The sequence below is a fragment of the Streptomyces sp. NBC_01012 genome (genome assembly GCF_045162755.1).
Taxonomy (GTDB): domain Bacteria; phylum Actinomycetota; class Actinomycetes; order Streptomycetales; family Streptomycetaceae; genus Streptomyces.
In genome coordinates this window covers 3,007,557-3,020,399 of the sequence record NZ_CP108688.1, presented here as the reverse complement: position 1 = coordinate 3,020,399, position 12,843 = coordinate 3,007,557, and the positions used below count along the sequence as shown (strand labels likewise).

At 70.4% G+C, this 12,843-nt stretch carries 11 protein-coding genes; 6 read left to right on the top strand and 5 right to left on the bottom strand.

Going from position 1 to position 12,843, the window contains the following annotated elements:
- Positions 1–21 precede the first annotated feature (21 nt).
- Positions 22–699, bottom strand: coding sequence for an MOSC domain-containing protein (locus tag OG623_RS13290; protein ID WP_406146563.1), 678 nt, complete (start codon positions 697–699; stop codon positions 22–24).
- An 82-nt stretch (positions 700–781) separates the two neighbouring features.
- On the opposite strand from OG623_RS13290, the gene OG623_RS13285 reads away from it, so the two are divergent.
- Positions 782–1,672 carry a LysR family transcriptional regulator gene (locus OG623_RS13285; RefSeq protein ID WP_406146562.1) on the top strand — a complete coding sequence of 297 codons (891 nt, stop codon included), beginning with the start codon at positions 782–784 and terminating at the stop codon, positions 1,670–1,672.
- A gap of 96 nt (positions 1,673–1,768) precedes the next feature.
- Here OG623_RS13285 and OG623_RS13280 read toward each other — a convergent pair whose 3' ends face one another.
- Positions 1,769–2,122 (bottom strand): WhiB family transcriptional regulator, encoded by a 354-nt coding sequence (locus tag OG623_RS13280; protein ID WP_406146560.1) that lies wholly within the window; start codon positions 2,120–2,122, stop codon positions 1,769–1,771.
- 439 nt (positions 2,123–2,561) lie between these two features.
- Here OG623_RS13280 and OG623_RS13275 point away from each other — a divergent pair, with 439 nt between their 5' ends.
- From OG623_RS13275 to OG623_RS13260, 4 genes are all read left to right on the top strand, one after another.
- The gene (locus OG623_RS13275) at positions 2,562–3,173 is read left to right on the top strand and encodes a response regulator transcription factor (protein WP_003948568.1); all 612 of its coding nucleotides are present in this window, start codon (positions 2,562–2,564) and stop codon (positions 3,171–3,173) included.
- A 415-nt stretch (positions 3,174–3,588) separates the two neighbouring features.
- Positions 3,589–4,164, top strand: coding sequence for a sigma-70 family RNA polymerase sigma factor (locus tag OG623_RS13270; protein ID WP_362888466.1), 576 nt, complete (start codon positions 3,589–3,591; stop codon positions 4,162–4,164).
- 137 nt (positions 4,165–4,301) lie between these two features.
- Positions 4,302–5,804 (top strand): IMP dehydrogenase, encoded by a 1,503-nt coding sequence (guaB, locus tag OG623_RS13265; RefSeq protein ID WP_406146558.1) that lies wholly within the window; start codon positions 4,302–4,304, stop codon positions 5,802–5,804.
- A 103-nt stretch (positions 5,805–5,907) separates the two neighbouring features.
- A complete protein-coding gene (locus OG623_RS13260; RefSeq protein ID WP_365934571.1) occupies positions 5,908–7,032 on the top strand; it encodes a GuaB3 family IMP dehydrogenase-related protein in 1,125 nt (374 codons plus the stop codon).
- A 72-nt stretch (positions 7,033–7,104) separates the two neighbouring features.
- Here OG623_RS13260 and OG623_RS13255 read toward each other — a convergent pair whose 3' ends face one another.
- The 3 genes from OG623_RS13255 to OG623_RS13245 form a co-directional block, all read right to left on the bottom strand.
- The gene (locus OG623_RS13255; RefSeq protein WP_406151750.1) at positions 7,105–8,145 is read right to left on the bottom strand and encodes an IS30 family transposase; all 1,041 of its coding nucleotides are present in this window, start codon (positions 8,143–8,145) and stop codon (positions 7,105–7,107) included.
- A gap of 435 nt (positions 8,146–8,580) precedes the next feature.
- Positions 8,581–9,228 carry a hypothetical protein gene (locus OG623_RS13250; RefSeq protein WP_406146557.1) on the bottom strand — a complete coding sequence of 216 codons (648 nt, stop codon included), beginning with the start codon at positions 9,226–9,228 and terminating at the stop codon, positions 8,581–8,583.
- 122 nt (positions 9,229–9,350) lie between these two features.
- Entirely contained in the window at positions 9,351–10,613 is a 1,263-nt protein-coding gene (locus OG623_RS13245; RefSeq protein ID WP_406146555.1) for a nucleotide sugar dehydrogenase, read from the bottom strand.
- A gap of 252 nt (positions 10,614–10,865) precedes the next feature.
- Between OG623_RS13245 and OG623_RS13240 the strand changes: the two genes are divergently transcribed.
- Positions 10,866–12,572, top strand: coding sequence for a glycerol-3-phosphate dehydrogenase/oxidase (locus OG623_RS13240; RefSeq protein WP_406146554.1), 1,707 nt, complete (start codon positions 10,866–10,868; stop codon positions 12,570–12,572).
- Positions 12,573–12,843 lie beyond the last annotated feature (271 nt).

The following is a 12,843-nucleotide window of genomic DNA, read 5'->3' as shown; positions in this document are numbered from 1 at the left end:
CGCGTCCGCTCCCTGGAAGGCTCAGGAGGCGGCGGCGGCCTGCTTCGCCAGGTACGCCTGCGCCGCGAGCAGGGTCTCCGGGTGCAGCGCTTCACCTGCTTCGAGCATGCGCGGCAGCAGCTCCCGCTCCGTGGTCGTCGCCCGGAACTCCAGGGCGGCGGTGATCCCGTGGGCGGGGAGGTGCACCACCTCGATCGCGTCACCGGAACGGATCGTCCCCGGCACGATCACCCGGAGGTACGCGCCGGTGGCACCCTCACGCGTGAACCGCTTCACCCAGCCCCGCTCGCCCATGTGGCCCGCGAACGTGCGGCACGGGATACGGCCCGACGTCACTTCGAGGACCAGCTCGTCGCCGATCCGCCAGCGCTCACCGATCCGCGCGTGGCTCACGTCGATGCCGGAGGTCGTCAGATTCTCGCCGAAGGAGCCGTTGGGCAGGGGGCGGCCCAGCTGCTCCTCCCAGGCGTCGAGCTCCTCGCGTGCGTATGCGTAGACGGCCTGGTCCGATCCGCCGTGGTGCCGGAGATCGCACACCGAGTCGCCCGTCAGACCGCTGCCGCCGCTGCCCTTGGGCCCGGGGTCGTCCACCCGCACGGGACCTTCGGAAGGGCGCTTGCCGATACCGGTGAAACCCGAGGCGCCGTCGGTGTGGGGAGAGGGTGTGGGGCGGCCGAGATTCACGGTGAGGACCTTCATAACCGCACAGGCTAATCGGAGACCACCCAAAGCCGCTCACGATTAATGGGGCAATGCTGCAAGAGTCGCTTATGGTTGAAGGGTGATTGAAGCTCGTCATCTCCGTGTCCTGCGGGCCGTGTCCACCACCGGTTCGTTCTCCGCCGCCGCGCGGGAGCTGGGCTGCACCCAGCCCGCCGTCAGTCAGCAGATGAAGGCCCTGGAGGGCTCGGCCGGCACCCCGCTGCTGATCCGGACGGGGCGCGAGATGCGCCTCACCCAGGCGGGTGAGGCGCTGGTGCGGCACGCCTCGGGCATCCTCGCGGGGCTGACCGCCGCCGAGGAGGAGATCGCCGCCATCGCCGGACTGCGGGCAGGCCGGGTCCGGCTCGTGTCGTTCCCGAGCGGGAGCTCCACGCTGGTCCCCGGCGCACTCGCCGCGCTGCGCGCCGCGCACCCCGGCACCCAGGTCTCGCTCGTCGAGGCGGAGCCGCCGCGCTCCGTGGAGATGCTGCGCGACGGGGACTGCGACATCGCGCTGGCCTTCCGCTACGGGACGACAGGCGGCGAATGGGACGACCTGGTGGTGCGCCCGCTGCTGGACGACCGGCTGATCGGCCTGGTGCCCGAGGGGCACCGGCTGGCCGGAGCCGACGCGGTGGGCATCGGGGAGCTGGCCGACGAGCCGTGGATCGCCGGCTGCCCGCGCTGCAGGCGGCAGCTGGTCGAGGTCTGTGAGGACTCCGGCTTCACCCCTCGGATCGACTTCGCCACGGACGACTACCCGGCGGTGATCGGCCTGGTCGGGGCGGGTCTCGGGGTCGCCGTCCTGCCCCAGCTCGCCCTCGAGTCCGTACGACCCAAGGGCGCGCGTGCCGTGTCGGTGGAGCCGGCCGTGGAGCGGGAGATCGTCGCCCTCACCCTGCCCGACCTGGCCCGGGTGCCGGCCGTGGCGGCGACCCTGGACGAGCTGTCCCGGGCTGCCGCACGCTGACCGGCCGGCCGCGGCCTGGGTCCCCGGGCTCCATGGGGGGGCGCGCCAGATCAGAGGAGAGGAAACGTTTCTGCATTCGGTGGGTCGTGCGGAGTGTCAGGTGGTGCCGGCCTCCGGAGGTGGTCCCGAATGGGCTCCTGAATGGGCTCCCGAGTGGGCGGAGATCAGCCGGTTGCGGGCGCGTCCCATGAGCTCCTCGCGCTCGTCCTCGGTCAGGCCGCCCCATACGCCGTAGGGCTCCCGTACGGCGAGCGCGTGCGCGGCGCACTCGGCGCGTACGGGGCAGCGCATGCAGACCTCCTTCGCCGAGGCCTCACGGGCACTCCGGGCTGCTCCGCGTTCCCCTTCGGGGTGGAAGAAAAGCGAACTGTCGACCCCGCGGCAGGCGGCCAGCAGCTGCCAGTCCCACAGGTCCGCGTTGGGTCCGGGAAGGCGGGAGAAATCTGCCATTGCGTGTCCCCTCGAAACCTTGCTGGTTCGGAAACGGCTTCCTCGACCGTTGTTGCTCGTCGGCGACCGGAGTCTTGGTGACCAGAGTCCCGACGGTACATCCACGGTGTTAGTAGATGTAAATATGACTGATTGGAAATCTAGCCACAGACGCCAGCAAAAGGGAAGAAAACCCGCTAAATGGGGCAGGGTGCCGAGTGAGAAATTCGGTTGACGGGTGAATGACCCCGTGTCGTTCTCCTCCGTATGCGGCCCCTCACTTAGAGTGCCGAACCGGATGCTTTGGCCCGTAACTCTTTCGAGTGACCGTCGTTGATGGGGGAGAAGCGGTTGACGGAGAACGAGCTCGGGCAGATGTCCGAGGGGGTCAACCGCACAGGTGACGACTTGTATCAGCCTGGAGGCTCAAGGTGACGCGCATCAGCTGCGGAGGACGGTCATGACATCCGTCCTCGTCTGCGACGACTCCCCGCTTGCCCGAGAAGCGCTGCGCCGGGCGGTTGCGACCGTGCCCGGCGTCGAGCGTGTGACGACGGCGGCCAACGGCGAGGAAGTGCTCCGCCGCTGGGGGGCCGACCGTTCGGATCTGATTCTGATGGACGTACGCATGCCCGGTCTGGGGGGTGTGGAGACGGTCCGGCGGCTGCTCTCCGCGGATCCCGGGGCCAGGATCATCATGCTGACCGTCGCCGAGGATCTGGACGGTGTCGCGCTCGCGGTCGCCGCGGGTGCCCGCGGCTATCTGCACAAGGACGCCTCGCGCGCCGAGCTGCGCGCGACGGTGACCCAGGCGCTCGCCGACCCGACGTGGCGGCTCGCCCCGCGCCGGCTGCGTTCCGCCGAGATGGGCGCGGCGCCGACCCTCACCGCGCGGGAGATCCAGGTGCTCGAAGGTATGAGCCACGGCCGCTCCAACGCGGAGATCGGGCGCGAGCTGTTCCTCTCCGAGGACACGGTGAAGACGCACGCGCGACGCCTGTTCAAGAAGCTCGGAGCGTCGGACCGTGCGCACGCCGTGGCGCTCGGGTTCCGCTGGGGCCTGGTCCGCTGATGCCGCGGCGCGGCCCCGATGCCGCGGCAGCCAAGGCCTGACTGACGCAGCACCACCTTGCGATCCCGTCCGCACGGCGGCGGACGGGGCGACGGTGGCGGCGGACCCGCGGCCGGGCCGTCCCCACCAGCACTGTGTGACGCTTCCCGGCCGATGCCGCATCCTTGGGGGTGTGGAGTTCCTCAGGGGACATTCGGTCGAGCGGAAGGGGAGGGCGCAGGACATGACATCCGGCGCACCCGCTCAGAACGCTGGAGCACTGGCTCACAACACGGACGACGTACAGACCGACGCACTCGCGGGGGCGCACGCCGAAGCGCGCGACGTGCGATCCGGCGCACCCGCTGATAACGCTTCGGTGCACAACTCGGGACGCGATGACTCGGACAGGACGGCGCCGAGGCACCATGGTCCGATGCGCGAGGACGGGACGACGGTGATCGGTGCTCTGGTGCACCGTGCCGTCGACGGCGACGCGCGGGCCACCCATGATCTGCTGGCCCATGTCCACCCCCTCGCCCTGCGCTACTGCAGGTCCCGGCTGAACCGGCTGCCCGGTGATGCCCGTCACTTCGTGGAGGATCTCGCGCAGGAGGTCTGTGTGGCGGTGCTGATGGCGCTGCCGCGCTACAAGGACACGGGCAGACCCTTCGAGGCCTTCGTCTTCGCCATCGCGGGCCACAAGGTCGCCGACCTCCAGCGCGCCGCGATGCGCTACCCCGGATCGACGGCCGTGCCCTCCGACGAGATGCCGGAGCGGCCGGACGATTCGCTCGGCCCCGAGGAGCGGGCGCTGCTCAGCAGCGACGCGGCCTGGGCCAAGAAGCTTCTCGCCAATCTGCCGGAGAACCAGCGTGAGCTGCTGGTCCTCCGGGTCGCGGTCGGGCTGACCGCGGAGGAGACCGGGCAGATGCTCGGGATGTCCCCCGGCGCGGTCCGCGTCGCCCAGCACCGCGCGCTGAGCAGGCTGCGGGCGCTCGCAGGTCAGTAGCGCAGGCGGGTCACGGCGGTTCCCGCGTGTGGAGGATGCCACAGAACCGCTGGGTGATCTTGCTCGTGGAATGAGACACCTCGCGGGGCCGTTAGCATGGACATCCGCACCGATCAAGGCCATTTGGGGAAGGTGTCATGACTGCAAACGTCGACGGAGTGCCCGAGAAATTCGCGACGCTCGGGCTGACATACGACGACGTACTGCTGCTGCCGGGCGCATCTGACGTGCTGCCCAACGCGGTCGACACCTCGTCGCTCATCTCGCGGAACGTACGCGTGAACATCCCGCTGCTCTCCGCCGCGATGGACAAGGTGACCGAGGCCCGCATGGCCATCGCCATGGCCCGGCAGGGCGGCGTGGGTGTGCTGCACCGCAACCTCTCGGTCGAGGACCAGGTCAACCAGGTCGACCTGGTGAAGCGGTCCGAGTCCGGCATGGTCACCGACCCGATCACCGTCGGCCCGGACGCGACGCTCGGCGAGGCCGACGCGCTGTGTGCCAAGTTCCGCATCAGCGGCGTCCCGGTCACCGACCCCGCGGGCAAGCTGCTCGGCATCGTCACCAACCGCGACATGGCCTTCGAGTCGGACCGCTCGCGCCAGGTGCGTGAGGTCATGACCCCGATGCCGCTGGTCACCGGCCGGGTCGGCATCTCCGGCGTGGACGCCATGGCGCTGCTGCACCGCCACAAGATCGAGAAGCTTCCGCTGGTCGACGAGGCGGGCATCCTCAAGGGCCTGATCACGGTCAAGGACTTCAAGAAGGCCGAGCAGTACCCGAACGCGGCCAAGGACGCCGAGGGCCGGCTGCTCGTCGGCGCGGCCGTCGGTGCCAGCCCGGAGGCGCTGGACCGCGCGCAGGCGCTGGCCGGGGCCGGTGCGGACTTCCTGATCGTCGACACCTCGCACGGCCACAACAGCAACGCCCTCAACTGGATGGCGAAGATCAAGTCGGCCGTGGACGTGGACGTGATCGGCGGCAACGTCGCGACGCGTGACGGTGCCCAGGCCCTGATCGACGCAGGCGTGGACGGCGTCAAGGTGGGCGTCGGACCCGGTTCGATCTGTACGACCCGGGTGGTCGCCGGCATCGGCGTCCCGCAGGTCACCGCGATCTACGAGGCCGCGCTGGCCGCCCGCGCCGCGGGCGTCCCGGTCATCGGCGACGGCGGCCTTCAGTACTCCGGCGACATCGGCAAGGCCCTGGTGGCCGGCGCGGACACGGTGATGCTCGGCTCGCTGCTCGCCGGCTGCGAGGAGTCCCCGGGTGAGCTGATGTTCATCAACGGCAAGCAGTTCAAGTCGTACCGCGGGATGGGCTCGCTGGGCGCGATGCAGTCCCGTGGGCAGGGCCGCTCGTACTCGAAGGACCGCTACTTCCAGGCGGAGGTGGCCTCCGACGACAAGCTCGTCCCCGAGGGCATCGAGGGCCAGGTCCCCTACCGCGGCCCGCTGGCCAACGTGCTGCACCAGCTCGTCGGCGGCCTCCGCCAGACCATGGGGTACGTCGGCGCCGCCACCGTCGACGAGATGGAGAGCAAGGGCCGCTTCGTCCGGATCACTTCGGCGGGTCTCAAGGAGAGCCACCCGCACGACATCCAGATGACGGTCGAGGCACCGAACTACAGCAGGAAGTAAGACATCAGCGCATATGAGGGGCGGACCGGGTTCCCCGGACCGCCCCTCATGCATGTGTCGGGGATACTGGTCAGCGCAGACGTAGAGGGAAAGGCCACACATCGTGACTGAGATCGAGATCGGGCGCGGCAAGCGCGGCCGCAGGGCTTACGCGTTCGACGACATCGCCGTCGTACCGAGCCGCCGCACCCGGGACCCGAAGGAGGTCTCGATCGCCTGGCAGATCGATGCCTACCGCTTCGAGCTGCCCTTCCTGGCCGCCCCCATGGACTCGGTGGTCTCCCCGCAGACCGCCATCCGCATCGGCGAGCTGGGCGGCCTCGGCGTCCTCAACCTCGAAGGGCTGTGGACCCGGCACGAGGACCCGCAGGCCCTGCTCGACGAGATCGCCGAGATGCCCGTCGAGACCGCCACCCCGCGGCTCCAGGAGATCTACTCCGCCCCCATCCAGGAGGAGCTGATCGGGCAGCGCATCAAGGAGGTCCGTGACTCCGGTGTCGTCACGGCCGCCGCGCTCTCGCCGCAGCGCACCGCGCAGTTCTCCAAGGCCGTCGTCGACGCGGGCGTGGACATCTTCGTCATCCGCGGTACGACGGTCTCTGCCGAGCATGTCTCCGGTGCGGCCGAGCCGCTCAACCTGAAGCAGTTCATCTACGAGCTGGACGTCCCGGTCATCGTCGGTGGCTGCGCCACCTACACCGCCGCCCTGCACCTGATGCGTACCGGCGCGGCCGGTGTCCTCGTCGGCTTCGGCGGTGGCGCGGCGCACACCACGCGCAACGTCTTCGGCATCCAGGTCCCGATGGCGACCGCGGTCGCCGATGTGGCCGGGGCCCGCCGTGACTACATGGACGAGTCCGGCGGCCGGTACGTGCACGTCATCGCGGACGGTGGCGTCGGCTGGTCCGGCGACATCCCGAAGGCCGTCGCCTGCGGTGCGGACGCCGTGATGATGGGCTCCCCGCTGGCCCGCGCCACGGACGCGCCCGGCCGTGGCCGGCACTGGGGCATGGAGGCCGTCCACGAGGACGTGCCGCGCGGCAAGCTGGTCGACCTGGGCTCGGTCGGTACGACCGAGGAGGTCCTCACGGGACCCTCGCACAACCCGGACGGCTCGATGAACATCTTCGGCGCGCTGCGCCGGGCGATGGCCACCACGGGCTACAGCGACCTCAAGGAGTTCCAGCGCGTCGAGGTGACGGTCGCGGACTCGCAGCACCGCCGCTGACCTCTCCCGTACACGCCTGAGGGCCCGGACCGCGGCCTTGGGTTCCAGGGGTCCTCGCAACGCCACCTGGTTTTAGGTGGTGAGTAGATCACGTAGACGCTCGGCTGGGTTTGCCCAGCCGAGCGTCTTGCGTGGGCGGCCGTTGAGTTCCTGGGCGACGTGTTCGAGGTCTTCGGGGCTGTGGACGCTCAGGTCGGTGCCTTTGGGGAAGTACTGGCGCAGGAGTCCGTTGGTGTTCTCGTTCGAGCCGCGTTGCCAGGGCGAGGCCGGGTCGCAGAAATAGACGGGCATGCCGGTGGCCAGGGTGAACTGCTTGTGCCGTGCCATCTCGCTGCCCTGGTCCCAGGTCAGGGAGCCGCGCAGGTGCGCGGGCAGGGTCTGGACGGTGCGCACCAGGCCGTCACGGACGGTCTCGGCGTCGTGGGCTCCGCCGGGCAGGTGGACCAGCATGGTGTAGCGGGTGGTCCGCTCGACCAGGGTCGCGATCGCGGAGCGACTGTTCGTGCCGATGATCAGGTCGCCTTCCCAGTGACCGGGCACCGCCCGGTCCTCGATATCAGCAGGGCGTTCGCTGATCATCACCATCGGGTCGGTGAATCGCGGCGTGCGTGCGGCGGGGTCGCGGTGGGGTTTGCGGCGGGTGCGGCCGCTGCGTATCGCGGCCTGCACTTCCCGCTTCAGCCCGCCACGGGCCTGGAAATACAGTGCCTGGTAGATCGTTTCCACGCTCACCCGCATGCTCCGGTCCTCGGGATGCTCCTGGACCAAAGCGTGGCAGATCTGCTCGGGTGACCACCGTCTGCGCAGCCCGTCCTGGACGAAGGAGCGCAACCGGCCCTCGCGCAGCAGCTTGCGGCCCTTGGGCCGGGGCCTGCGTGCGGCCGCCGCCCGGTGGGCCGCATAGGGCTGGTAGCCGCCGGGGCCGGAGTTGGCGTCGATCTCTCGCTTGACCGTGCTGGCCGGCCGTCCCAAAGCGCGTCCGATCGCCCGCAACGAGTGACCCGAGGCCCGAAGGTCGCGGATCTGCTCGCGCTCGGTCAGCCTCAGATACCTCGGATGCAGTTGCTTCTCCAGAGCCGCCAGACCTGCCGATGCCGTGATCACAGAGCCCATCGTGACGGTTCCCGCCGCGTAATCGACTCGGCGGCCATCGGCGTAGGTCCGTGTCATGGCACTCTTCCTGACGCCCTGGTCCCAGTCCCTGGCCGTGCGCTCGTTCACCCCGACCCGCCTGGCCGCCGCTGACTGCGCAACCCCCTTGGCCCTCAGTCGCTCGTACTCGTCGCGCCGTGGATCGCGTCGCGGCAGGCGCACCGACCCACGACCGGCTTTCCGGGCCCAGCCGAACGCTGTGTTCCGGTTCACGCCCAGCTCGGCCGCCGCTGCCGTCACGCTCCCCACGACATCCAGCCGAACAAGGAAACGCTTTCTCAACCCCGCAAGATCAACCCGCTCAACGCCCACGGTCCTCGCAACTCCCACAGATCGAGGGTGTTGCGAGGACCGTTAGAACCCAAGGGCGCGGTCCGGGCCCTCAGACGTCGTCGGTCACGCGCCGCGCTTGGCGCCACCGAAGGCCGCGATCGGGCCGAGGGCGAGGAAGAGGTACGTCATGAAGTCGGCTTCCTGCTTCCAGACGTCCAGGACATCGCTGAAGTGGTCGAAGAAGACCTCGGAGAAGCCGAGACCCAGGGCGTCCGCCAGGATCATCGACATGCCTATGAGCTGGCCGAGGAAGACCGCGCCCAGCGAGAAGACGGCGCTCGCGGCGGTGACCGCCGGCTTGGGGCCGCCGACCTTGCTCGCGGCGAAGCCGGTCAGGAAGCCGACGGCGACGGCCGCGTAACCTATCTCGCGCTCGATCGCGCCGGCTATGACGCCGTAGAGGATCGCGGCGACGATCGCGGTGCCGAGGGCGGTCAGCACACCGAGGCCGATGTTGTCGCGGGCGGGCGGTGCGGGCTGGAACGGGGCGCCGCCGCCGAACTGGCCCGGCTGCTGGCCCTGCTGGCCGAACGGGTTCCCGGTCGGCGCGCCCGCCTGGTGCGGCGGGTACGGGTTCCCGGTCGGTGCCCCCGCCTGCTGGCCGGGGTAGGGGCTTTGGGGCTGCTGGGCCGCGTAGGGGTTCCCGTCGGTCGGCTGCCCGCCGCCGTAGGGCTGCTGAGGCGGGTTCGGCGGCTGTACGGGCTGGCTCATGGTGGATCTTCCCCCTGGGACGGTTACACGCACGACTGTGCGAGAAGTGACGCCGCAGGCTAGCAGTCCGTACCGACACACGACACCGGGAATCCCTTGCGGGACATGGGCGTGGAGGGGGTCTAGAGCCGGTGCGCGGCGCCCGCCGGCGTCGCCCCCCGTGTGTCCAGGAGGAGTTGGGCCTTCACCGCGAGGCCCTGGAGGTCGTACGTGCGGTGGTGCTGGAGCAGCACCGTCAGATCGGCCCCGGCGGCGGCCTCGTAGAGCGAGTCGGCGCGCGGGACGGGCACCTCGCGCACCCGCCAGTCGAGGACGTGCGGGTCGTGGTAGCCGATCTGGGCGCCCATGTCCATCAGCCGGGTTGCGATCTCGCGGGCGGGTGAGGCCTCCTGGTCGGCGAGGTCCGGCTTGTAGGTGACGCCGAGCAGCAGGACGCGGGCACCCCGTACGGACTTGCCGTGCTCGTTCAGGAGGGTCGCGCAGCGCTGGATCACATAGCTCGGCATCCGGTCGTTGATCTCCTTGGCCAGCGAGACCATGCGCAACGGGTGGCCTGGCGTACGGCTGTTGTACGGGAAGCAGCCGGGGTCCACCGGGGCGCCGTGGCCGCCGACACCGGGGCCCGGGCGGAAGGCTTCGAAGCCGAACGGCTTGGTCTCGGCGCACCTGATGACGTCCCAGAGGTCGACACCGAGGTCGTGGCAGAGCACCGCCATCTCGTTGACCAGCGCGATGTTGACGTGCCGGAAGTTGGTTTCGAGGACCTTCGTCATCTCCGCCTCGCGCGGTCCGCGCGCCCGTACGACCTTGTCGGTGAGCCGGCCGTAGAAGGCGGCGGCCGATTCGGTGCACGCGGGGGTGAGGCCGCCGATGACCTTCGGGGTGTTGCCGTAGACATGGGTGCGGTTGCCGGGGTCGAGGCGGCCGGGGGAGTGGGCGAGGTGGAAGTCCCGTCCGGCGCGCAGCCCGGAGCCCTCCTCCAGCAGGTGGCGTACGACGTTCTCGGTGGTGCCGGGCGGCACGGCCGACTCCACCAGGACGGTGGTGTGCGGCCGGAGCCGGGCGGCGAGTGCCCGGGTCGCGTCGGTGACCGCGCGGAGGTCGAGGGTGCGGTCAGGCCCGAGGGGGGTGGGGGCGCAGATCGCGGCGGTGCGCACCCGGCCGAGTTCGGCCGGGTCGGCGGTGGGGCGGAAGCCGCCCGAGACCATCCGGCGGATGTCGGAGGCGCTGAGGGATCCCTCGACCGGGCTACGGCCCGCGGAGAGTTCCCCGAAGGGGCGTGGGTCGGTGTCGTAGCCGACGGTGTGGATTCCCATGCCGACGGCTGCCTGGGCGAGGGGCAGGCCGAGGTGACCGAGTCCGATGACGGCGAGGTCTGCGGGCATGTGGGCCGTCCTTTCCCTAAGGCCAAGAGACAGAAAGCGCAACCGCTGTGGACAGCGCAATGTCAGACTAGGCGTAAATATGACCTATATGTCGCATTCGATGACGCGTGTGGGGCTGGTGTTGTCCACAGGCGGTGGCTGAAGTCGCGGACCGCGGACAGAATCGAGGGGTGGGCACGAGCGCCCGGCCCCCCGGCCGGTCTCCGCTCCCGTGCCGTACCCCCGACGCACCGGGATGACCGGGAGGCAGCAGTGAGGACAGCGACACTGGGACCCGCGGAGCGCACCGAAGCGCTGACCGCGATGGTCGAGCGCGAACTGGACGTGCTGGTCGTGGGAGCAGGCGTGGTCGGCGCCGGGACCGCGCTGGACGCGGCCACCAGAGGCCTTTCGACCGGCCTGGTCGAGGCGCGCGACTGGGCGGCCGGCACATCGAGCAGGTCGAGCAAGCTGATCCACGGCGGGCTGCGCTATCTGGAGATGCTGGACTTCGCGCTCGTACGGGAGGCGCTGAAGGAGCGAGGGCTGCTCCTCGGGCGGCTCGCACCCCATCTGGTGAAACCCGTCCCCTTCCTCTACCCCTTGCAGCACAAGGGCTGGGAGCGGCTGTACGCGGGCTCGGGCGTCGCGCTCTACGACGCGATGTCGGTGTCGTCGGGCCACGGCCGCGGCCTGCCCGTGCACCGCCACCTCACCCGGCGCCACGCCCTGCGGGTCGCCCCCGCCCTCAAGAAGGACGCCCTGGTCGGAGCCCTGCAGTACTACGACGCCCAGATGGACGACGCACGCTATGTGGCGACCCTGGTGCGCACGGCCGCGGGGTACGGCGCGCAGGTGGCGAACCGGGCGCGGGTGACCGGCTTCCTCCGTGAGGGCGAGCGGGTCGTCGGCGCGCGGGTGCAGGACGTCGAGGGCGGCGAGGTGTACGAGATCAGGGCCAAGCAGGTGGTCAACGCCACCGGGGTGTGGACGGACGACACCCAGGCCCTGATCGGCGAGCGCGGACAGTTCCACGTCAGGGCGTCGAAGGGCATCCACCTCGTGGTGCCCAAGGACCGCATCCACTCCTCGACCGGGCTCATCCTGCGGACCGAGAAGTCGGTGCTCTTCGTGATCCCCTGGGGCAGGCACTGGATCATCGGTACGACCGACACGGACTGGGACCTGGACAAGGCTCACCCGGCCGCGTCCAGCGCCGACATCGACTATCTGCTCGAACACGTGAACTCGGTGCTGAACACCCCGCTGGGCAGGGACGACGTCGAGGGTGTCTACGCCGGGCTCCGCCCCCTGCTGGCAGGCGAGTCGGACGCCACGAGCAAGCTCTCCCGCGAGCACACCGTGGCCCACCCCGCACCCGGACTCGTCGTCGTCGCCGGCGGCAAGTACACGACGTACCGGGTGATGGCGAAGGACGCCGTCGACGAGGCGGTGCACGGCCTCGACCAGCGGGTGGCGGACTGTGTCACCGAGAACATCCCGCTGCTCGGCGCCGAGGGCTACCACGCCCTGTGGAACGCCCGCGCGAGGATCGCCGCCCGCACCGGGCTGCACGTCGTCCGGGTGGAGCACCTGCTCAACAGGTACGGCTCGATGGCCGAGGAGCTCCTGGACCTGGTGGCGGCCGACTCCTCGCTGGGCGAGCCGCTGGCCGGCGCCGAGGACTATCTGCGGGCCGAGGTCGTCTACGCGGCGTCGCACGAGGGCGCGGGACACCTCGACGACGTCCTCACCCGGCGCACCCGGATCTCCATCGAGACCTTCGACCGGGGCACCCGCTGTGCCCGGGAGTGCGCGGACCTGATGGCGCCGGTGCTCGGCTGGGACGAGGGCCGGGTCGAGCGGGAGGTGGAGCACTACCGCAAGCGGGTGGAGGCGGAGCGGGAGTCCCAGCGGCAGCCGGACGACCTGACGGCGGACGCGGCACGGCTGGGGGCGCCGGACATCCTGCCGCGCTGAGGCCCCCCCTTCGCAGGCCCTTCCGCAGGCCACTTCCGCAGGCCACTCCACCGGCCCCTTGCGCCGAGCGGCGCCGGAGCGGGCCCCCGGGCGGTACGTCTCCTTGCCGCCGGGGGCCTCGTGGTGTGCGGGGGAGGCGTCCCGAGGGCCTGCCCTCGACGGCGAGCAGGGGGAGGTAGGACGATGCGGTCGTGAGGTGTGGTTCGCTTGGCGGGCGACGGCCGACCCCGGACCCGGAACCATGACCGGTCCCGGGGTGAGGGACAATGAA